The organism is Tateyamaria omphalii, assembly GCF_001969365.1.
Lineage (GTDB): Bacteria > Pseudomonadota > Alphaproteobacteria > Rhodobacterales > Rhodobacteraceae > Tateyamaria > Tateyamaria omphalii_A.
The window spans coordinates 554,405-574,893 of sequence record NZ_CP019312.1; the positions used below are offsets into that span (position 1 = coordinate 554,405).

Annotated in this window: 19 protein-coding genes; 15 read left to right on the forward strand and 4 right to left on the reverse strand. The window is 59.4% G+C overall.

What is annotated here, in order from left to right:
- The 3 genes from BWR18_RS02695 to BWR18_RS02705 are packed head-to-tail and all read right to left on the reverse strand — an operon-like array spanning nt 1 to nt 2,612.
- Nucleotides 1–393, reverse strand: a complete 393-nt coding sequence (locus BWR18_RS02695; protein WP_076626588.1) for a response regulator — start codon at nt 391–393, stop codon at nt 1–3.
- Nucleotides 390–1,862: a sensor histidine kinase gene (locus BWR18_RS02700; RefSeq protein WP_076626589.1), complete on the reverse strand. Its 1,473-nt coding sequence runs from the start codon at nt 1,860–1,862 to the stop codon at nt 390–392. The genes BWR18_RS02695 and BWR18_RS02700 overlap by 4 nt, the downstream gene beginning before the upstream one ends.
- A gap of 3 nt (nt 1,863–1,865) precedes the next feature.
- A complete protein-coding gene (locus tag BWR18_RS02705) occupies nt 1,866–2,612 on the reverse strand; it encodes a substrate-binding periplasmic protein (protein WP_076626590.1) in 747 nt (248 codons plus the stop codon).
- 393 nt (nt 2,613–3,005) lie between these two features.
- On the opposite strand from BWR18_RS02705, the gene BWR18_RS02710 reads away from it, so the two are divergent.
- From BWR18_RS02710 to BWR18_RS02745, 8 genes are all read left to right on the forward strand, one after another.
- Complete coding sequence (locus tag BWR18_RS02710; RefSeq protein ID WP_076626591.1) at nt 3,006–4,739, forward strand: ABC transporter substrate-binding protein; 1,734 nt, start codon at nt 3,006–3,008, stop codon at nt 4,737–4,739.
- Between the two features lie 108 nt (nt 4,740–4,847).
- Nucleotides 4,848–5,912, forward strand: coding sequence for an ABC transporter ATP-binding protein (locus BWR18_RS02715; RefSeq protein ID WP_076626592.1), 1,065 nt, complete (start codon nt 4,848–4,850; stop codon nt 5,910–5,912).
- Between the two features lie 124 nt (nt 5,913–6,036).
- Nucleotides 6,037–7,110, forward strand: a complete 1,074-nt coding sequence (locus BWR18_RS02720; protein WP_076626593.1) for an ABC transporter ATP-binding protein — start codon at nt 6,037–6,039, stop codon at nt 7,108–7,110.
- Nucleotides 7,107–7,970, forward strand: a complete 864-nt coding sequence (locus BWR18_RS02725; RefSeq protein WP_076626594.1) for a carbohydrate ABC transporter permease — start codon at nt 7,107–7,109, stop codon at nt 7,968–7,970. Before BWR18_RS02720 ends, BWR18_RS02725 begins: the two co-directional genes overlap by 4 nt.
- Nucleotides 7,967–8,764, forward strand: coding sequence for a carbohydrate ABC transporter permease (locus tag BWR18_RS02730; protein WP_076626595.1), 798 nt, complete (start codon nt 7,967–7,969; stop codon nt 8,762–8,764). The genes BWR18_RS02725 and BWR18_RS02730 overlap by 4 nt, the downstream gene beginning before the upstream one ends.
- Complete coding sequence (locus BWR18_RS02735; protein WP_076626596.1) at nt 8,764–9,162, forward strand: DUF2160 domain-containing protein; 399 nt, start codon at nt 8,764–8,766, stop codon at nt 9,160–9,162. Before BWR18_RS02730 ends, BWR18_RS02735 begins: the two co-directional genes overlap by 1 nt.
- Nucleotides 9,163–9,243: 81 nt before the next feature.
- On the forward strand, nt 9,244–9,639 hold the full coding sequence (locus BWR18_RS02740) for a BlaI/MecI/CopY family transcriptional regulator (protein WP_076626597.1): 396 nt from the start codon (nt 9,244–9,246) through the stop codon (nt 9,637–9,639).
- Nucleotides 9,626–10,771: a M56 family metallopeptidase gene (locus tag BWR18_RS02745; protein WP_076626598.1), complete on the forward strand. Its 1,146-nt coding sequence runs from the start codon at nt 9,626–9,628 to the stop codon at nt 10,769–10,771. Before BWR18_RS02740 ends, BWR18_RS02745 begins: the two co-directional genes overlap by 14 nt.
- Nucleotides 10,772–10,774: 3 nt before the next feature.
- On the opposite strand, the gene BWR18_RS02750 is transcribed toward BWR18_RS02745, so the two are convergent.
- Complete coding sequence (locus tag BWR18_RS02750) at nt 10,775–11,830, reverse strand: LacI family transcriptional regulator (RefSeq protein WP_076626599.1); 1,056 nt, start codon at nt 11,828–11,830, stop codon at nt 10,775–10,777.
- A 187-nt stretch (nt 11,831–12,017) separates the two neighbouring features.
- Here BWR18_RS02750 and BWR18_RS02755 point away from each other — a divergent pair, with 187 nt between their 5' ends.
- The 7 genes from BWR18_RS02755 (at nt 12,018) to BWR18_RS02785 (ending at nt 20,476) form a co-directional block, all read left to right on the forward strand.
- Nucleotides 12,018–13,244, forward strand: a complete 1,227-nt coding sequence (locus tag BWR18_RS02755; RefSeq protein WP_076626600.1) for an ABC transporter substrate-binding protein — start codon at nt 12,018–12,020, stop codon at nt 13,242–13,244.
- Between the two features lie 70 nt (nt 13,245–13,314).
- On the forward strand, nt 13,315–14,217 hold the full coding sequence (locus BWR18_RS02760; RefSeq protein ID WP_076626601.1) for a carbohydrate ABC transporter permease: 903 nt from the start codon (nt 13,315–13,317) through the stop codon (nt 14,215–14,217).
- Nucleotides 14,210–15,100 carry a carbohydrate ABC transporter permease gene (locus tag BWR18_RS02765; protein ID WP_254684922.1) on the forward strand — a complete coding sequence of 297 codons (891 nt, stop codon included), beginning with the start codon at nt 14,210–14,212 and terminating at the stop codon, nt 15,098–15,100. The genes BWR18_RS02760 and BWR18_RS02765 overlap by 8 nt, the downstream gene beginning before the upstream one ends.
- Before the next feature lie 3 nt (nt 15,101–15,103).
- The gene (locus tag BWR18_RS02770) at nt 15,104–16,177 is read left to right on the forward strand and encodes an ABC transporter ATP-binding protein (protein ID WP_076626603.1); all 1,074 of its coding nucleotides are present in this window, start codon (nt 15,104–15,106) and stop codon (nt 16,175–16,177) included.
- A gap of 5 nt (nt 16,178–16,182) precedes the next feature.
- Nucleotides 16,183–18,573 carry a beta-mannosidase gene (locus tag BWR18_RS02775; protein ID WP_076626604.1) on the forward strand — a complete coding sequence of 797 codons (2,391 nt, stop codon included), beginning with the start codon at nt 16,183–16,185 and terminating at the stop codon, nt 18,571–18,573.
- 11 nt (nt 18,574–18,584) lie between these two features.
- A complete protein-coding gene (locus BWR18_RS02780) occupies nt 18,585–19,340 on the forward strand; it encodes a sugar phosphate isomerase/epimerase family protein (protein ID WP_076626605.1) in 756 nt (251 codons plus the stop codon).
- An 11-nt stretch (nt 19,341–19,351) separates the two neighbouring features.
- A complete protein-coding gene (locus BWR18_RS02785) occupies nt 19,352–20,476 on the forward strand; it encodes a Gfo/Idh/MocA family protein (RefSeq protein WP_076630078.1) in 1,125 nt (374 codons plus the stop codon).
- Nucleotides 20,477–20,489 lie beyond the last annotated feature (13 nt).

Below are 20,489 nucleotides of genomic sequence, written 5' to 3' on the forward strand. Positions count from 1 at the left end.
CTAGTCCGCTTTGCAATACCGGTCGATGATCGCGTTGATTTCTGAGGCAACAATGGGTTTGCGCAGATAGCCATTCATGCCGGACGATGTAATGGTCCGATCATCGTGATAATCGCTGTCAGCAGTCACCGCGATGATCGGGATGTTCTTCGGCGGGTCGGAGAGCGCGTTGCGGATCTCGCGGGTGGCATCGACGCCGGATACCTTGGGCATATGGATGTCCATGAGGATAACGCCATAGGCATCGGGGTCGGCCCGCACCTTGTCCTGGCATTCTTGCCCATCCTTGGCGATTTCGAAATCGTAGCCAAGCGTCTGGAAAATCTCACCCATCATGTACTGGGTAAAGCTGTCATCTTCGGCCAAGAGGATCTTTTTTGATCTGGCAGTCATGCCGCTGCTTCCTCGATATCCTGCGTCGGGATGCTTAGGGTGAACGTGGTCGTGTATCCGAAGTAACGCGACGGGCTTTCAACCTCAAGGTGTCCACCCATCAGTTTCGCAAGGTCCGTGCTGATGGACAGCCCCAACCCCGTGCCACTGTAGCGGCGTGTCAGACTGTCATCGACCTGCAGGAAGCGTTCAAAGACATTGCCGGCATCTTCGGGCGACAATCCTGGGCCGGTGTCAGACACTGAAATGTCGATCATCCCGGCGGCCCCCTCGTCATCGTGGGTCAAACGCAGGTCGATCAGCAGCGCGCCGCTTGTCGTGAACTTGGCCGCGTTGTCGCACAGGTTGTGCACGATCTGGCTGACCCGTTTGTCATCCATGTCCACTGTTTCTGGCAGATCATCGGCGACCTTGACCGACACCTCGATCTCCTTGCCATAGCGTTTGACGGATCCGTTTGCGGTGTCGCACCACTGTTGGGCAATGGCGGCAAGGTTTGTCTCCTTCGGGTGCAACGTGACGGCATTCGCCTCCAGGCGGGACACCTCCAACACATTGGTCAATTGCGCCAGCAGCACCTGTGCTGCTTCCAGCCCCGTTGCAGCCTGTTGTTTCTGCCGGTCCGGCACATCCGACATTTCGATCAATTGAAACAGACCCATCATTGCGTTGAGCGGCGTGCGCACCTCATGGCTCATATTGGCGAGAAACCGTTTGCGTGCAAAAGATGCCTTGACGGCATCGCGTTCGGCCCTTTTGCGCTGAGCGACCTCGTTCTCGAGCGTGCCGATCTGTTGCGTCAAACGCTTGCTCATGTCGTTCAGCGCCAGGACGATCCTGTCGATGGCATCGGTGTGTTGTCGCGGTTCGCGATCAAGCCTGAGATTGAGGGGCGCCGACAGCGATTTTGACGCGTCGACCTGTCGAACGACATCCCTCAGATGCCGGGTCACCATCCAGTAGTACAAAAGCAATAGGGCAAAGGCGACCAGATACGCCTTGATCAAGTTGGTTGCCACAAGGGCAAAGAACTGCGCCCACAAATCCGCCCAGATACTGTCCAGTGAAAGGTAAATCGTCAGCGTACCAATGGGCTCGTTCAGCCCATTCAACTCACGGACCAGATCGAATTCGTTGCGCCGTTCTACATAGTCAGGATCGCCATACTCGAACATGTGCCCGGTCGTGGATTGCAATTCAACATGGGCAACGGCCGGATCAGAGTGGATGCCACGCAGGATAATATCTACCTGGTCGAAATCGAATTGCCAAAGAGCATTCTGCAAGGGATCGACAGACGTCGCACTGACACGGTCGACAATCTGAAAGGCGGCGCCCACCTGGCGCTGGTAGCTGAGATACAACTGCAGCCCGGCGGCAAAGGCCGAAAAGACAGTACTGACCAGCAGGGTCACGACCACAAGGCGCAGACCCAGCCTGTCTTTCAGCGCTGTCCGAACAAAAGTCATCTGTCACCGGTCAACATGCACCGCCAGGATGTCGGCAAGCGTTCCGTCGCTTTGCATCGCCTGCAAGGACGCGTTGAAATCTGACAGGATTTGGTCACGGTTCGGAAAGTCCTTTCGCATGGCCATGTGCACCTCTTGCGATGTCATGATCCCCGGCACGAATTCGAGTTGATCAGCCAGAGGCGGGTCAAGCGTGTTCATGGCGTAATTTACCACATCTACGCTATCCAGCGTCAATTCAATGCGGCCAAAGGCGACCATCTGCAGTGCTTGCAGCGTTGTCGTCACAGTGACCTTGTTCAAGTGGTCCGCGCCGTCGAACTCGTCTTCGTACAGAAAACCGTCGCCAACGGCGATGGTGTGCGGCGCCAGAGCTCCAACATTGGTAAACCTGTGGCCCTCTCCACGGCGTTGGACCAGTTGTATGTCCGTTGAATAGAATGGCTGCGAATACTCAAGAAATTCGGTCAGGTCCGGATCGAAGAACAGACTGCCCACCACATCGTATTCGTTGCGCCGCACACCGTCCATAATGCGCGCCCAAGGCAGGACATCGCTGTCGACGGCGTAGCCAGCATGTTCAAAGACGGCCGAGATGACATGCAACGACAACCCTTTTTCGGGCAGTTCAGCACCGGAAAAGGGCGGCCACTCGTCAGCGACCACGCGAATGGTCGGTGTGCTGTCGTCGGCGTACAGAGCTGTCGCCACGCAGGTCCAAAGCGCCAGCGATAGGTGAAGAGGTCTCATTTAATGTGGTTCCTGCAACCATCTGGAAAAGTGCCCGTATCAAGACGGCATTTGCGTTTAATATTCAATTAAAGGTTGCCTGCAAAATTCCGAAAAACCTGCACATCGCGATGTGTCCGTTCAGGTTGGTACATCTCGATGGCCCCGGAAATTTGGTATCGTGTTGTGAAATGGCGCGTGATCCTGATCATTTTCGAACGCCGCCAGACCTCGCTCTATTGTCGGTGTCGTGGCATCTTTCAAAGGGCTTTGGATGGGGCTTCGAGGTGTATGGTTCTGTAGTTAAAAGGAAAATTTCTACTAACTTTTTAGTTTGACAGAAATTTTACTTTGCGCCTATCGTTGGCACAGTCGGCAAAAACCGGCTCACATAGAAATCTGGGAGGATTAAAGATGCGCAAGTATCTTCTCTCCGCGACGGCTGTAGTTGCAGTCATTGCGGGGCATGGGACTGCTTTTGCCGACACGGCGGCGGCCCAGAAATGGATTGATCAGGAATTCCAGCCATCTACGCTCTCGAAAGACGAGCAGATGTCGGAAATGGAGTGGTTCATCCAGGCGGCAGAGCCATTCTCTGGCATGGAAATCAACGTGCTGTCCGAGGGCATTCCGACCCACGGCTACGAATCCGAGGTGCTGACCAAGGCGTTCGAGGAAATCACCGGCATCAAGGTGAACCACCAGATCCTTGGCGAGGGCGAAGTGGTGCAAGCCGTGCAAACGCAGATGCAGACGCAGCGGAATCTCTATGACGGCTACGTCAACGATTCTGACCTGATCGGCACACATTCACGCCTGCAACTGGCCTACAACCTGACCGAACAGATGGCGGGTGACTGGGCGGCGACCACATCGCCGACGCTCGATCTTGAGGACTTCATGGGCATCCAGTTCACTACTGGTCCCGACGGCAACCTCTACCAGCTGCCTGACCAGCAGTTCGCGAACCTCTACTGGTTCCGCAAGGACTGGTTCGACGACGAAGATAACAAGGCCGCGTTCCAAGCCAAGTATGGCTACGAGCTTGGCGTCCCGGTCAACTGGTCTGCCTACGAGGACATTGCTGAGTTCTTTAGCGAAGACGTCAAGGAGATCGACGGCGTCGCGATCTACGGTCATATGGACTACGGCAAGCGCGCGCCCGACTTGGGCTGGCGCATGACAGATGCCTGGCTTTCGATGGCCGGCGCAGGGTCGGTGGGTGAGCCCAACGGCGTGCCGATCGACGAGTGGGGCATCCGTATGGAAGCCGGTTCGTGCAACCCCAACGGTGCAAGCGTCACCCGTGGTGGAGCGGCGAACGGTCCGGCGGCGGTCTATGCGATCCGCAAGTGGGACGAATGGCTGCGCGCCTATGCCCCGCCCGGAGCGGCATCCTACGACTTTTACCAGTCGCTGCCCGCATTGGCCCAAGGCAACGTGGCCCAGCAGATCTTCTGGTACACCGCCTTTACCGCCGACATGGTCAAGCCGAAGTCCGAGGGCAACAACACTGTGGACGAGGATGGCATGCCGCTGTGGCGGATGGCGCCCAGCCCGCATGGACCATACTGGACCGAAGGGCAGAAGGTTGGCTACCAGGACGTTGGGTCGTGGACCTTCCTGAAATCGACCCCGTCCGAGCGTGCACAGGCCGCCTGGCTTTATGCCCAGTTCGTGACGTCCAAGACGGTCGACGTGAAGAAGTCCCATGTGGGTCTGACCTTCATCCGCGACAGCTCGGTCAACCATGAATCGTTCACCGAACGCGCGCCCAAACTGGGTGGTCTGGTTGAGTTCTACCGCTCGCCCGACCGCGTGGCATGGTCGCCGACAGGCATCAACGTGCCTGACTATCCGAAGCTGGCCCAGATCTGGTGGCAGCAGATCGGTGACGTGAACTCGGGCGCGTTCACTCCGCAAGAAGCGATGAACCGTCTGGCCGAAGAGATGGACATCACCATGGCCCGGATGCAGCAGGCGGACGAAGCGGCTGGTGTCTATGGCGGCTGTGGCCCACGCCTGAACGAAGAGCGAGATGCCGAGTGGTGGTTCGCCAATGGCGGCGCCAAGCCCAAGCTGGAGAACGAGAAGCCGCAGGGCGAGACCGTCAACTATGACGAGCTGGTCGCGCGCTGGCAGCAGTAAGCGAACTGTGGTCCCCGTCTTGTGCGGGGGCCACGCCAGTAGGCCGGACTTCAGCCCGGCTTTCTACGGGGTGCGCCGGGCTAAAGCCCGGCCTACGGGACAGGACAAATGACAATCGAGCTGAAATCGGCGGTCAAAACGATCCGCGGGATCACCCATATCAAGCCGACCTCGCTGGTGCTGGAAACAGGGCACTTCAATGTGCTTTTGGGTCAGACGGGCGCTGGCAAGACATCCCTGATCAAGCTGATGGCGGGGCTCGATCCGCTCGCCTCGGGCGAGGTGTGGATGGACGGGCAGAACGTGTCGCGCCTGTCGACACAGAAGCGGAACATCAGTCTCGTCCACCAGTTCTTTGTGAATTATCCGCAGATGACGGTCTACGACAACATCGCCTCCCCCTTGCGGGTTGCAGGCATGGCGAAGTCCGAGATTCAGGGGCGGGTGGAAGAGGCTGCTGACATTCTGCAGCTGCGGCCCATGCTGAACCGCCGCCCGCAGGAATTGTCAGGCGGGCAGCAGCAGCGGTGCGCGCTGGCCCGCGCGATTGCAAAGGAAAGCCGGGCGGTCTTTCTGGACGAACCGCTGGCGAACCTCGACTACAAGCTGCGCGAGGAGTTGCGGGAACAATTGCCTGAGCTTTTCGCGGGACGAGGGGCGGTGGTCGTCTACGCCACGTCCGAGCCCGAGGAAGCCCTGCTGCTGGGCGGCAAGACGGCGCTGATGAACGACGGTGTTGTCACGCAATTCGGACCCACGGCCGAGATTTACCGCAAGCCGGAAAACCTGACCGCAGCGCGCGTCTTCTCGGACCCGCCGATCAATGCCGCGCAGGTCGTGAAGGCAGGGGACCGCGCGCGCATGGACACCGGCGCAAGTTGGGCGCTGTCAGGTGCGGCGGCGCAGCTGGCAGATGGGCCATACACATTGGCGATCCGACCGCACCACGTGACACCTGTCCCCGCGGGGATAGATTATGTTAAATTATCCGGTAAGGTTTTGGTAACAGAATTGTCCGGCTCTGAATCCAGTGCGCATTTCCAATTGGGGGGCGACGGCTGGGTATCTTTGGCCCATGGCGTGCACCCCTATGAGGTGGGCGAACAGCACGAATTTTACATGGACGCCAGTCATGCCTTCTACTTCTCTGAAGACGGGCGGTTGGTCGCATGAAGCGGTTTCGCCAGCATCGGTGCGCCATGAAGGCACACCCGACATGTCCTGCGGATGGTCAGACGCGGGGCAGGGCATTCACACGTAGGGTGCGCATTCATGCGCACCGCACCGGAGCGATGTGATGGCCAAGATCACCCTTTCGAATCTGCGCCATTCCTATATGCCCAACCCAAGCGGGCCGCAGGACTATGCGCTGAAGGAAATCGACCTCGACTGGCAGGACGGTGGGGCCTATGCGCTGCTGGGGCCGTCAGGCTGTGGCAAGTCCACGCTTTTGAACATCATCTCGGGCCTGCTGGTCCCGTCCGAGGGGCGCATCCTGTTTGACGATCGCGACGTGACGGACCTGCCTCCAGACCAACGCAATATCGCGCAGGTGTTCCAGTTTCCGGTGATCTACGACACGATGACGGTGCGTGATAACCTTGCCTTTCCATTGCGCAATCGCGGAGTGGACGAGGCGCGGATCGCAGCCCGTGTCGCCGAGATTGCGCAGATGCTGGAGGTCGAGGAGATGCTGGACATCCGCGCGTCACACCTGTTGCCCGACAACAAGCAGAAGATTTCGATGGGCCGTGGCCTTGTCCGGGACGACGTGAATGTCGTGATGTTTGACGAGCCGCTGACCGTGATTGACCCGCATCTGAAATGGAAGCTGCGGTCGAAGCTGAAGGAACTGCACCAGCGGGTGCGGGCGACAATGATCTATGTCACCCACGACCAGACCGAGGCGTTGACCTTTGCCGATCAGGTCGTGGTGATGCAGGACGGCGAGGTGGTGCAGATCGGCACGCCGGTTGAGCTGTTCGAGCGCCCGCAGCATACGTTTGTGGGCCACTTTATCGGGTCGCCTGGCATGAATGTCTTGCCCGCTGAGGTGACAGATGGTGGCGTGCGGTTTCAAGGGCGTCAGGTAGCGCTTGAGGGGGCAGTGACGGGGCAGGGTGGCACGACGCAGATCGGCGTCCGGCCCGAATTTGTGTCGCTTGCCGATGCGGGTCTGCCCGCGCGCGTGCGTAACGTGTCGGATGTGGGCCGTCATGCGGTGGTCGAGGCGATGGTGGGTGACACGCCCGTCAAAGCCATTGTGGAGGGCGCGTTGCCTGAACAAGGAGCGGAAGTGCATCTGGCATTCCGCCCGTCCCATACGCGGCTGTACCGCGATGGCTGGCTTTCTACAGAGGTGGCGCAATGAAGACCGAAAATCAAAAGGCGTGGTTCTTTGTCCTGCCGGTCTTGTTGTTGGTCGCGTTCAACGCGCTGGTGCCGATCATGACGGTGGTCAATTATTCGGTACAGGAGACGTTCGGGAACAACGTGTTCTTCTGGCAGGGTCTGGACTGGTTTGAACAGATCCTGCGGTCGGACCGGTTTCAGGCGGCCTTGGGGCGTCAGTTCCTGTTCACCTTCCTGATCCTGATCATCGAGATTCCGCTGGGCATCATTATTGCGTTGTCCATGCCGAAGAAGGGGATGTGGGTGCCGGTGTGTCTGGTGTTGATGGCATTGCCCATGCTGATCCCGTGGAACGTGGTGGGCGCGATGTGGAACATCTTTACCCTGCCGAAGATCGGCCTGATGGGGTATTTCCTGAATGATGTGCTGGGCGTCAACTATGACATGACGCAAGACCCGCTGGCGGCGTGGATCACGATCATTGTCATGGACGTGTGGCACTGGACGTCGCTGGTTGTGCTGCTGAGCTATGCAGGCCTCGTGTCGATCCCGGATGCGTATTACCAGGCTGCCAAGATTGATGGAGCTTCGCCCTGGAAAGTGTTCCGCTACATCCAGCTACCGAAGATGAAGACGGTGCTGACCATTGCGATCCTGCTGCGGTTCATGGACAGCTTCAACATCTATACGGAGCCGTTTGTTTTGACGGGTGGCGGGCCGGGAAATTCGACGACGCTGCTGTCTATCGACCTTGTGAAAATTGCGCTTGGGCAGTTTGATCTGGGCCCTGCGGCGGCGATGAGCCTGATCTATTTCGCGATCACGCTGCTGGTGTCGTGGTTGTTCTATACCCTGATGACGAAGGATGACGCGAAATGAGAAAACGTTCGCTCATCCCGATCCTTTACATCGCGTTCCTGATGCTGCCGATCTATTGGCTGGTGGCGATGTCGTTCAAGACGACGAACGAGATTCTGTCGGGGTTTTCCCTTTTCCCCCAGACCTTTACGCTGGACAACTACAAGGTGATCTTCACCGATCCAAGTTGGTATTGGGGATACATCAACTCGATCATCTATGTGTCGCTGAACACTGTGATTTCAGTCGCTGTGGCCCTGCCTGCCGCCTATGCGTTCTCGCGCTACCGGTTTCTGGGCGACAAGCAGCTGTTCTTCTGGCTGCTGACGAACCGGATGGCCCCGGCGGCGGTTTTCGCCTTGCCATTCTTCCAGCTGTATTCGTCCGTGGGTCTGTTCGATACGCATATCGCCGTGGCGCTGGCGCATTGCCTGTTCAACATTCCGCTGGCCGTGTGGATTCTCGAAGGGTTCATGGGCGGCGTGCCAAAGGAGTTGGACGAGACGGCCTATGTTGATGGCTATTCCTTCCCCCGGTTTTTCATTGTGATTTTCCTGCCGACAATCAAGGCGGGGGTCGGGGTGGCCGCGTTCTTCTGCTTCATGTTCTCTTGGGTGGAGTTGCTTTTGGCGAAGACACTGACGGCGGTGCAGGCCAAACCCATCGCGGCCGAGATGACCAAGACGGCGTCGTCTGCGGGCTATGAATTGGGGCTGCTTGCGGCGGCGGGGACGCTGACGATCATCCCGGGGGCCATCGTGATCTATTTTGTGCGCAACTACATCGCCAAGGGCTTTGCCCTGGGGAGGGTGTGATGAAACGACTTTTGTTTTTGGCCGCCGCGTTTCCGACAACTGCGTGGGCGCAAGGCTGGGGCAATGTCGCCAACCAGCAAGAGGAGACGGGGTTTTCCTGGACCGATCCGCTGTGGCCCAGTTTTTGGATGGCGTGGACACCCGCGACCTTTGTGCTGTTCTGCGGTATCTTTGGCGCCATTGCGGTCATTGGGCTGCTCGAAGGCTTCAAGTATCGTGACGGGGTCGAGCGGCGCGGTGTCCTAGGGTTGACGACGACGCTGGGCGACCGGCTGTTCATCTCGCTTTTGGGCTCGGCTTACATCTTTCTGGCGTGGCTGGGGTTGATGGGGCAGCCGCTGTGGATCCCGCTGGGACTGGCCATCGCCTGGGGTGTCTTCTGCTTCTGGAAGGTGTGAGAAAGCGTTTTGTAAAACGAAAGACTTCGTATTTACTCGCTCGGGCGTAATGAGTGAGCGATACGTCTTGGATAGGACGGCATGAGACAAAAGAAGAAAAGTGAGCTGCTGACCGAGGTTGAACTGGAGTTCATGACAGAACTTTGGGACCTGGGCGAAGGCACCGTACGTGACGTTCTGGACAAGCTGCCGGACGACCGGAACCTTGCCTACACCTCGGCTGCGACCATCCTGCGTATTCTGGAGCAAAAGGAGTTTGTGACCAGCCGCAAGGATGGCAAGCGCCATGTCTTCAAGCCGACGCTGGGCAAGGATGCGTACCAGACCCGCTCGCTCAAGGATCTGTCGATGAAGCTGTTTGACGACACGCCTGCGTCCCTGGTGGCGCGGCTGGTCAATGACGATGCGCTGACAGAGGAAGCATTGGGGCAAATCCGGGCACTTGTGGATCGGAGGTTGAAAAATGATTCCGGGTGACGCGCTGCTCGACGCATTCATTAATGCCAATATTCTTCTTGTCGTAGCTTATGGCCTTTGGTCGGCTGCGCGGTTTTTGTTTCATCGTTTTGGACTGAGCCACAGTTTTTCGACGCAATTGCAGCTTTTGAACAGTGTGTTCGTTGTGATCGTGTTGTCGCCCTTCGTGATCCTTGGGTTTACCACACTCCAATCGAACGGGTACGCGCAGGCGGTCAACGTGAACCTGTCGGATATGGTCGTGGCCTACTACCTGAATGGCGGTTTCAGCATGCAGGCGACCGAGTTTGAACGGCTGGTCAACCTGCGCGACACGTTCCTGAATGACGTGGTCAACGCGGCCGGGTGGGTGGCCTGGCTGGTGATCGCGGCGTTTCTTGTGGGGCTTGCCGTCGGTGCCGGGCGCTTGGTGTTTTCGACCTTCTGCCTGTTTCGGATCGTATCGGCCAGCTATGCGTGGCGACAATTCGGGCGCGTCCGCTTGCGTCTGTCGGACAAGACGCTGGTGCCCTTTTCCACGCGCGGCGTGTGGTTTTATTATGTCGTCGTTCCGTCCCACATGTTGGGGCAGCCGCGAGAGTTGAGCGTGTCGCTCGCCCACGAGTTCCAGCATTTGCGGCAGGGCGATATCGAGTGGGAGATCGTGCTGGAGGCGCTCAAGCCTTTCTTTTTCCTCAACCCGGCCTTTCACGCCTGGAAGCGGCAAGTTGAAAACCTGCGCGAGTTGTCTTGTGACGCCGAGGTGCTGACCCGCGGACGGATCGACGTGCGCGCCTATTGCGATACGCTGCTGGCGGTGTGCCAGCAAACGCTGCGCCGGGATCGTATGTTTGTTGTTGCCGTGCCGAAAGTTACGCTTGTCACGGCCGACCGGTCTGCGCTGCGCGATGGGCGCATGAGTTTTCTTGAACGGCGTATCCTGTCCCTGCTGGACATGCGGCACCTTCGTCGGCCCCGGTTGCTGTATCTGGCGACGTTGATGCCGCTGGCTGCAGCTATCATGTTGACGGCAGTGGCCATTCAGCGCCCGGGAGACTGGAGCCAGGACCGTCTGATGCTGTCAACAGTCGTGAACCTGGAGCGGCTGGACGAGATCAATCGCCTGTCCACCTTTGGGCGCATCCGGAACTGACCACTAGCGGTCGATCTTCCAGGCGTTTGCGTCCGGGTGGACCAGCTTTTGCATAGGTGGCTCATCGGGGTGGCTGATCCGGTGCATGAGCGCGCGGGCCAGAAAATCGCCGGCGATGTCCACGTTTTCTTCCAGCACCAGAATGCCGGGGCGAAAGCGGCGCAGGAAGCTGACCGCTTCCTTGGCCGCGATGTCGAAGTCCTGTTCCAAAACGAGGCCCATCTGCTCAAGCGCTGAAACCATGGTCACGCACCCGCCGATGCTGGGCGCGATCAGGGCATCGGGTCGTTTCGCTTGGCTGAACAGGGTTGTGATAGCATCTTCGACGGCTGCGATGGTGCTGTGCGAGGTCGCGCCTTCGACGATCGAAAACTGCACGCCTTTGTCCGCGGCCGTTTTGCGAGCGCCTTCGATCATGTTCTGGGCATAGGTTTGCGTTTGAGGCGGGGCAAGCAGGGCCACGTGCCGTCTGCCGCGCTCAGCCAGTGCTTCAACGGCGAGCGCACCAAAGGCTGTGTTGTCATAGTCAAAATATGCGTGTTCTGGCGACAATGTGGTGCGGCCATGCGCAACAAAAGGAAACTTCTGCTCCATCATGTAGCGCACGCGCGGGTCATCCGGTTCGGTCTGGTTGATAATCAACCCGTCGGCAGAGCCGGTTTCCACGATATAGCGGATGGGGGTCATGGGATCCTCATCCGGGAAATAGGGCGTGATGATCACATGATAGGGTGTGCCGCGCAGGGCCGATGTGACGGCGGAAATCAGGCGGGCGGTGTTGTTCATCGCGTCGTGTTCGGTGGACATCACAAGCGAGATCACGTTCGTGCGCCCGGTCCGCAAACGGACGCCAGCGCGGTTCGGGCGGTAGCCGATCTGTTGCGCGATGGTGCGAACCCGCTCTTTGGTGTCCTTGCGGATGTCCGGCGCGTCGGCGAGGGCGCGGGAGACGGTGGGCACCGCCAACCCCGAGAGGCGCGCGATTGTCTTTAGAGTGGGCCGTTCACCGGGTGCCATGACGATGTCTTTGGGCGCGTTCTCGGTGCCTGACTTTGTCATGGGTGGCCCTTTCTGATGCGCAACGCGGCTTGTAAGCGAGTGTTCGTCGCGCGGAATGCCAGCGGAATCAAGCCGTTGGTCATATGTTGATGCTTAATTCGGATGACAGCGAAATTCTACCTTGATCGCAAAATCTAAATCGTTGTAGCAATTACTATAACGATTTAGAAGTCAGGGAGGACTCAAGATGAAGACTTTTTCGAAACTGCTGGGCTCTGTCGCCTTGCTGGGTGCGTCTGCGGCGCATGCGGGCGAGTTGGAGGTGACGCATTGGTGGACATCGGGCGGTGAGGCTGCCGCCGTGTCAGAGTTTGCCAAGGCGTTCGATGCCACCGGCAATACGTGGGTGGACGGCGCGATTGCCGGATCGGGTGGCACGGCACGCCCCATCATTATCAGTCGTATTCTGGGTGGCGATCCAATGGGTGCTACGCAGTTGAACCATGGCCGTCAGGCCGAAGAACTGATCCAAGCCGGTCTGATGACCGACCTCACAGAACTCGCCGAGGCTGAAGGGTGGACCGATCTGGTCAATCCGTCGTCTTTGCTGGAGTCGTGCACCTACGAGGGTCGCATTTATTGCGTGCCTGTGAACATCCATTCATGGCAGTGGATCTGGCTGAGCCATGACGCCTTTGCACAGATTGATACCGCCGTTCCATCGGACTGGAACGAATTTGCCGCTGCCGCACCCAAGCTGGAAGCGGCCGGGATTGTGCCGCTTGCCATGGGTCAGCAGGGATGGCAGCAAAACGGCGCCTTTGGTGTGATGACCATTGCCATCGCAGGCCTTGATGCCTGGAGCAAAGTCGTGATCGACAAAGATGCCGACACGGCCCGTGGGCCAGAATATGCCGCTGTGTTCGAGGCAGCGGTGGATGCGCGCAATTTCGCGGCGAATTCGAACGTGCAAGATTGGAACCTTGCCACAAACATGGTCATCACAGGCAAGGCCGGGGGCCAGATCATGGGCGACTGGGCGCAGGGTGAATTTCAGATGGCCGGACAGGTCGCGGGAGAAGACTATACCTGCCTGCCCGGTCTTGGCGTGAACGAAATTCTCGATACCGGCGGCGACGCGTTCTACTTCCCCGTGATCGACGATGAAGAGACGAAGGCCGCACAGATGGCTTTGGCTTCCACGCTGATCTCTCCGGAAGTGCAGGTGGCGTTCAACCTCAAGAAAGGGTCGCTGCCTGTTCGTGGTGACGTTGATCTGACTGCTGCGAACGATTGCATGCAAAAGGGTCTCGATATCCTCAACGCAGGTGGGATCATGCCGTCGGGCGATATGAACCTGACCGCCGATACGCAAACGCAGATCGAGGATCTGATGGCGGAATTTTGGACCTCCGATATGTCTGCGGCCGACGCGCAAGAGCGGTACGCAGACATCATTGCGTCCGCCGACTAAGGGCGCACCTCCCAGTCACCTGCCCGGGCGACCGGGCAGGTGCAGTGCGGCATAGGGCGGGGATCCTGTCATGTCTTCTTCTTCGAATGTGCGGCGGCCTGCGGGTCTGTTCCGCAACCTGTCGGCCAAGATCGCCTCGATCCCAATGGTGCTTACCGCACTGGTGGTATTCGTGGGCGGGACGGCGTGGACAGTGCTGTATTCCTTTACGTCGTCAAAGCTGCTGCCCAAGCTGAACTTTGTCGGGCTTGATCAATACGAGCGGCTTTGGAGCACGCGGCGGTGGCTGATCTCGATCGAAAACCTTGCCGTATACGGCTTCTTTTCGATGATCTTCACCCTGCTGATCGGGTTCACGCTGGCCGCACTTCTGGATCGCAAGATCCGGGGAGAGGACGTGTTCCGCACCATCTTCCTTTATCCCTTTGCCCTCAGCTTCGTCGTGACGGGCCTTGCGTGGCAATGGATCCTGAACCCCGATCTGGGTGTGCAGAGTGTCGTGCGGTCGATGGGGTGGGAAAGCTTCACCTTCAACCCGCTCAACGACCCCGACATCGTGATCTACGGCATCCTGATTGCCGGGCTGTGGCAGGGCACGGGGCTGATCATGTGCATCATGCTGGCCGGTCTGCGCGGCATTGATCAGGAGATCTGGAAAGCCGCGCGCGTCGACGGGATTGGGACGGTGAAAACCTATGTCCGCATCGTCATCCCTATGATGCGCCCGGTCTTCATCACCGCGCTGGTGCTGATCGCAAGCGGGATCATCAAGATTTACGACCTCGTCGTGGCCCAGACCAATGGTGGCCCGGGTATCTCCTCTGAAGTGCCTGCGAAATATGTGATCAACTACATGTTCCGTGCTCAGAACCTGGGCCAGGGCTTTGCCGCGTCGACCATGATGCTCTTGAGCGTGGTCATCATCCTGATCCCCTGGGCCTATCTGGAATTCGGAGGCAAGAAACGTGGCTGACGCAGTGACCCCGCGCGGGCCCAAGCCGCGCCCCCGTTTTTCACGCACCAACATTATGCTTTATGGCACGCTGATTGTCGTGGCCGCCTACTATGCGCTGCCGCTTTACGTGATGATCGTGACGTCGCTGAAGGGGATGCCTGAAATCCGCATCGGCAATATCTTTGCCCCGCCGGTCGAGGTCACATTCCAGCCGTGGGTCAAGGCGTGGGCCGAAGCCTGCACCGGCATCAATTGCGATGGGTTGAGCCGAGGTTTCTGGAACTCGGTCCAGATCCTGGTCCCGTCGGTGATCCTGTCCATCGCGATTGCATCGGTGAACGGCTACGCGCTGGCCAACTGGAGGTTCAGGGGGTCCGAGGTGTTCTTCACCATCCTGATCGTTGGGGCCTTCATCCCGTATCAGGTGATGCTCTACCCGCTGGTGATCATCCTACGCGAGATGGGGCTATACGGAAGCATCTGGGGTCTTGTGCTGGTGCACACGATCTTTGGAATGCCGATCCTGACGCTGCTTTTCCGCAACTACTTCACCTCTGTGCCCGAAGAGCTGTTCAAGGCCGCGCGCGTCGATGGGGCAGGGTTTTGGGGTATCTATTTTCGCATCATGCTGCCCATGTCCCTGCCGATTTTCGTCGTGGCGATCATTCTGCAAGTTACGGGCATCTGGAACGACTTCCTGTTCGGCGTGATCTACACCAAGCCCGCCGATTACCCAATGACGGTGCAACTCAACAACATCGTCAATTCGGTGCAAGGCGTGAAGGAATACAACGTCAACATGGCCGCCACGCTGCTGACCGGCCTTGTTCCCCTCATCATCTACTTCGCATCCGGCAAGCTCTTTGTCCGGGGCATCGCCGCTGGCGCGGTGAAAGGCTGACCCATGACTTCTGTTCTTGTCAAAGACCTGACTTTGAAATTCGGTGCGCTGACCGTGCTGGACAACCTCAACATCGATATTCCGGAGGGCGAGTTCCTTGTCCTGCTGGGCGCATCGGGCTGCGGGAAGTCCACGCTGCTCAACTGCATCGCCGGGCTTTTGGACGTCACCGACGGCGAAATCCATATCAATGACCGTAATGTCACGTGGGAGGAACCGTCGGGCCGGGGTATCGGAATGGTGTTCCAATCCTATGCGCTCTATCCGCAGATGACGGTTCAGGGGAACCTGTCTTTCGGCCTCAAGAACGCGCGGATGCCCAAGACCGAGATACAGGAGCGCGTGGCACGCGCGGCAAAGGTCCTGCAGATCGAGCCGCTCTTGCACCGCAAGCCCGCAGCCCTGTCAGGGGGGCAGCGTCAGCGCGTTGCCATCGGCCGCGCCCTGGTCCGTGACGTGGACGTTTTCTTGTTTGACGAACCCTTGTCGAACCTTGACGCCAAGCTGCGCGCTGACCTGCGGGTCGAGATCAAGCGGCTGCATCACAGCCTGAAAAACACGATGATCTACGTCACCCATGATCAGGTCGAGGCGATGACGCTGGCCGACCGCATCGCGATAATGAAGGGCGGGATCATCCAGCAACTGGACACACCGACAGAGATCTACAACCGGCCGACCAACAAATATGTGGCCGGTTTCATCGGCAGTCCCGAGATCAATTTCTTCGAAGGCGCGGTCGAGGGCGGTGGCTTTGTCACCGGCGGTGAGCGGTTCGCGCTGGATGGATACAGCTTTCAGGGGGCGGTGTCAGGCGGTCCGGCCTGGTTGGGCATTCGGCCCGAGCACATCGTGTCGGGTGAGGCTGCCGCTTCTTTACCCGTGACCGCCGAGGTCACCGTCGATCTGGTCGAGCCGATGGGGTCCGACACGCTCGCCTGGGCCACCTTTGCTGGAATGCCGCTGCGCATCCGCATGGATGGCCAAGCGGCCGTCGGCACAGGGGATCGGATCAAGATTGGCTTTGATCCGGCGCGCGCATCGCTCTTCGACAAGACGACCGAGGAAAGGCTCTAACACGAATGCTGGACCTGAGCGGCCTCTGGCACCTGTCGGATGAGACGGGTCAATACACCGCGGCGATGGTGTTGCCCGGCGACGGGATCAGTGCTTTGCGGGACGCGGGGGTCATTCCGGACCCATATTGGGGGCGCAATGAACATGACTTGCGATGGATCAGCGAACGCGACTGGCTGCTGACCCGTACCTTTCGCGCAACGGGCCGCCATATGACCCTGGTCTTGCCGATGCTCGACACCGTGGTTGACGTGTCGTTGAACGGCAAGACCGTTTTGAATGCCGACAGCATGTTTCGCACCCACCGTGTGGATGTGTCGGATGCGCTGCTGGCGGGGGAGAATGTGATTACGCTACATTTCCGATCTGCCCCTCGGGTCGCCAAGGCACGGGCGGACGCGCAACCGTTCCCTGTGCCCTTTCAGGCCGAGAATTGCCCGATCCCGCATGGCAATATGCTGCGAAAACCGGAGTGCGATTTCGGTTGGGACTGGAACATCGCGCTTGCGACATTTGGCCTGTATGGCGACATCCGGTTAGAACCGCACGGCCCGCGCATTGCCGATGTCGTGGTGGCACAGCGCCATGCTGGGGGACACGTCGTCGTCGATTGCACTGTGCATGGCGAAGGGATCGCCGACGGCCTAGACGTATCCATGTCTTTGTGTGGTGAAAGGGTTGTGGGTCAGATGGCCAAGAACCGCGCAACGCTTTCCATTGAAATCAAGGCGCCGGAGCTGTGGTGGCCTGTGGGGCAGGGATTGCAGGTCTTACATGATTTGGTGGTTTCGGTTGCGGGTGCCAAGGTCACGCGCCGTGTCGGCCTGCGTGACATTGAGCTGGTGACCACGCCTGACGACAGCGGTGCAGGCTTTGCCCTGCACATCAATGGGCGACCTGTTTTCATGAAGGGCGCGAACTGGATTCCCGCCGACGCGCTTGCCGGTGCCATCACGCCGGATGGGTGCCGCGATCTGCTGCACTCGGCGGTCGATGCGAATATGAACATGATCCGCATCTGGGGCGGGGGCCGCTACGAGCCTGACTGGTTCTATGATCTGTGCGACGAGATGGGCCTGCTTGTCTGGCACGACTTCATGTTCGCCTGCCATCTTTACGCATCGACCGACGCGTTCCTCGCCGACATTGATGGCGAGGTGCGTGAACAGGTTGCCCGGCTGAACCACCACGCGTGCATTGCGCTGTGGTGCGGGGACAACGAGTTGCTTGGCGCCCTCAACTGGTACCCCGAAAGCCGGGCGCACCGGGACCGCTATCTTGTCGCCTATGACAGGTTGAACCGGACGATTGAAACCGCCCTGAAAGACACGGCGCCCACCGCGATCTGGTGGCCCTCCAGCCCGTCGCCGGGGCTGATGGATTTCAGTGACAACTGGCACGATGACCGGTCGGGTGACATGCATTTCTGGTCTGTCTGGCATGAGGGCCGCGATTTTGAACACTACCGCGACGTGCGCCCGCGTTTTTGTTCCGAATTTGGCTTTCAGTCCTACCCGTCGACGGACGTGATCCGCCGATTTGCGGAACCTGCCGATTTCAACATTGCCTCGCCAGTGATGGAGAGCCATCAGAAGAACGCAGGCGGCAACGCACGCATCGCCGAGACGATGTTCCGTTACTTCCGCTTTCCGAACGGGTTCGAAGATTTCGTTTATCTCAGCCAGGTGCAGCAGGCCTTGGCGATCAAGACCGCGGTGACCCATTGGCGCGGACTGAAGCCGCATTGCATGGGTACGCTGTATTGGCAGTTGAACGACACTTGGCCGGTTTGTTCTTGGTCGAGCCTCGATCACGGCGGCGGATGGAAGCTGCTGCACTACGCCGCGCGCCGGTTCTATGCGGATGTGACCGTGGTTGCGCTGCCGGAGGGTGACCAGATCACGTTGCGGGCTGTGAACGACACCGCGGAGGCGTGCGACGTAGATATCGAAGCGTTTGCCGTGGCGCCGTCAGGCCAGATGCGCCTGCTTGAACGCGCATCCATGACGGCGCCGACCGAGCACGCTGCCAGCATCCTGTCCGTGTCCGGAACTGCGCTGACTGAGGACGAGGTCCTATGGTTCGACTGGACCGTGGATGGCGGGGACACGCGGTCCGATCACTTTGCACCGCGCCGGTACAAGTCTTATCCGCTTGTCGCGCCCTGCATCTCGACCGACATCGTTCCGGACGGATCGGCGTGGCGCATCACGTTCACCGCACAGCATCTCGCGTTGTTTGCAGCGGTCGAGGCTGATCAGCCCGGCCGTTTCAGCGACAATTGCTTTGATCTGGCCCCGGACCGCCCCGTGACCATCCGGTTCCAACCGCGCGATGGGACGGTCCAACCGACTTTCACCCTGCGCGACCTTCATTCTGCCACGTATCACACCTGAAAGGCCCCGATATGACTGCATTGTCCTACCAGCTTTACAGCTCCCGTCTGTTTCCGCCGCTCGAAGACACGCTCAAGATGCTCGCCGAGATCGGCTATGCCCAAGTGGAGGGGTACGGCGCGCTTGTCGCCGATGCCGACGCGATGGACGCATTGGAACGTGGCTTGCAGACCACGGGCCTCACGATGCCAAGCTGCCATGTAGGTCTGGCGATGTGCGAGGGCGATCCAGATGCGGTTCTGGCCATTGCGGAACGGTTCGGGATCGAAACCGTGGTGATCCCCTTCATCATGCCCGATGACCGACCGACGGACGCTGCGGGATGGCGCGCATACGGCGCCCGCCTTGCAGCGGTCGCGGACCGGCTGGCGGTGTCCGGCCGCACGCTGGCCTACCACAACCATGACTTCGAATTCATGCCGCTTGCCGATGGCAGCTTGCCCATCGACCTGATCCTGGATGCCGCGCCGGACGTGCTGTTCGAATACGACGTGGCGTGGGCCGTGCGCGCAGGTGCCGATCCGATGGCACCGATTGACCGCTACCGCGCCCGCATCGCTATTGCCCATCTCAAGGATATCGCCCCCGAAGGTGAAGCCGCGGACGAGGACGGTTGGGCGGACGTGGGCCACGGCACCATGGATTGGCCCGCTCTGTTCAATGCACTGAAGGCCGCGGGCACCAAGCATTTCGCGGCGGAACACGACAATCCCAGCGATCACCGTCGATTTGCCCAACGGTCATTCGACGCGGTCCAGACTTTTTGAAGGAGACGGCCATGCAAGGCATTGGCATCATCGGATGCGGCAACATCTCGACCGCGTATCTCACCCTCGCGCCTCTGTTCAAAGGGCTCGAGGTGCGCGCGGTCGCCGACCTGAACCCTGCAACGGCGCAGGCGCAGGCGGCGGCCTTTGGCGTGCGGGCCAACACGGTCGATGGGCTGTTGGCGGCTGACGACATCGACATTGTCGTGAACCTGACCATCCCGGATGCGCATTTCGAGGTCACACGCGCCATCCTAGAGTCAGGCAAACACGCCTATTCCGAAAAGCCCATCGTTCTGACCCAGGAACAGGGCGAGGTGCTACGCCGCCTTGCTGCTGAAAAGAACCTGCGCATTGGGTCGGCCCCCGACACGTTCCTGGGCGGCGCGCATCAGGCTGCGCGGGCGGCCATTGATGCAGGACAGATCGGAGACGTGGTGGCGGGCACGGCGCATGTGATGAGCCATGGGATGGAGCATTGGCATCCGAACCCCGACTTTTTCTTTTTGCCCGGTGCCGGGCCGATGCTGGATATCGGTCCGTATTACGTGACCAATCTTGTCCAGCTTCTGGGGCCGGTGCAGCGCGTCGGTGCGCTGACGTCCACGCCGTCGCCGACGCGCACCATTCTGTCAGAGCCTCGGCGCGGAGAGGTGATTCCGGTCAAGACGCCCACCAACATCCACGCGCTGCTAGAATTCGTGAACGGGGCGACCATCACGCTGTCTACGTCCTGGGATGTCTGGGCGCACCGCCACGGCAACATGGAGCTGTACGGGACCGAAGGCACCATGTTCCTGCCCGACCCCAACTGGTTTTCCGGCACGGTCGAAGTGACTGGCAAGGACGGCATAACGCATGCGCTTGAGACGGAAACCCACCCGCTGGGCGTGCCCAATCAGGAAAACAACGGAACGGCCAAGGCGAACTATCGCACCGCAGGCCTCGCCGAGATGGCGGCGGCGATGAACGACGGACGCCCGCACCGGTGTTCGCTGGAACTGGCGCTTCATGCGGTTGACGTGATGACGTCGGTTCTCACGTCTGGTGAGACCGGGCAGATGGTCACGCTTGCCACAACCTGCACGCGACCAGAGCCATTGACGGAAGACGCCGCGAAAGCATTGCTGAAATAAGGCGAAGGGCGCG

Excerpts from the sequence above, each read along its gene's own strand:
- BWR18_RS02705 (WP_076626590.1), bottom strand. The coding sequence starts at position 2,612 with ATGAGACCTCTTCACCTATCGCTGGCGCTTTGGACCTGCGTGGCGACA.
- BWR18_RS02780 (WP_076626605.1), top strand. The coding sequence starts at position 18,585 with ATGACTGCATTGTCCTACCAGCTTTACAGCTCCCGTCTGTTTCCGCCG.
- BWR18_RS02750 (WP_076626599.1), bottom strand. The coding sequence starts at position 11,830 with ATGACAAAGTCAGGCACCGAGAACGCGCCCAAAGACATCGTCATGGCA.
- BWR18_RS02745 (WP_076626598.1), top strand. The coding sequence starts at position 9,626 with ATGATTCCGGGTGACGCGCTGCTCGACGCATTCATTAATGCCAATATT.
- BWR18_RS02710 (WP_076626591.1), top strand. The coding sequence starts at position 3,006 with ATGCGCAAGTATCTTCTCTCCGCGACGGCTGTAGTTGCAGTCATTGCG.
- BWR18_RS02715 (WP_076626592.1), top strand. The coding sequence starts at position 4,848 with ATGACAATCGAGCTGAAATCGGCGGTCAAAACGATCCGCGGGATCACC.
- BWR18_RS02735 (WP_076626596.1), top strand. The coding sequence starts at position 8,764 with ATGAAACGACTTTTGTTTTTGGCCGCCGCGTTTCCGACAACTGCGTGG.
- BWR18_RS02740 (WP_076626597.1), top strand. The coding sequence starts at position 9,244 with ATGAGACAAAAGAAGAAAAGTGAGCTGCTGACCGAGGTTGAACTGGAG.
- BWR18_RS02755 (WP_076626600.1), top strand. The coding sequence starts at position 12,018 with ATGAAGACTTTTTCGAAACTGCTGGGCTCTGTCGCCTTGCTGGGTGCG.
- BWR18_RS02695 (WP_076626588.1), bottom strand. The coding sequence starts at position 393 with ATGACTGCCAGATCAAAAAAGATCCTCTTGGCCGAAGATGACAGCTTT.
- BWR18_RS02775 (WP_076626604.1), top strand. The coding sequence starts at position 16,183 with ATGCTGGACCTGAGCGGCCTCTGGCACCTGTCGGATGAGACGGGTCAA.
- BWR18_RS02730 (WP_076626595.1), top strand. The coding sequence starts at position 7,967 with ATGAGAAAACGTTCGCTCATCCCGATCCTTTACATCGCGTTCCTGATG.
- BWR18_RS02760 (WP_076626601.1), top strand. The coding sequence starts at position 13,315 with ATGTCTTCTTCTTCGAATGTGCGGCGGCCTGCGGGTCTGTTCCGCAAC.
- BWR18_RS02725 (WP_076626594.1), top strand. The coding sequence starts at position 7,107 with ATGAAGACCGAAAATCAAAAGGCGTGGTTCTTTGTCCTGCCGGTCTTG.
- BWR18_RS02720 (WP_076626593.1), top strand. The coding sequence starts at position 6,037 with ATGGCCAAGATCACCCTTTCGAATCTGCGCCATTCCTATATGCCCAAC.
- BWR18_RS02770 (WP_076626603.1), top strand. The coding sequence starts at position 15,104 with ATGACTTCTGTTCTTGTCAAAGACCTGACTTTGAAATTCGGTGCGCTG.
- BWR18_RS02700 (WP_076626589.1), bottom strand. The coding sequence starts at position 1,862 with ATGACTTTTGTTCGGACAGCGCTGAAAGACAGGCTGGGTCTGCGCCTT.
- BWR18_RS02785 (WP_076630078.1), top strand. The coding sequence starts at position 19,352 with ATGCAAGGCATTGGCATCATCGGATGCGGCAACATCTCGACCGCGTAT.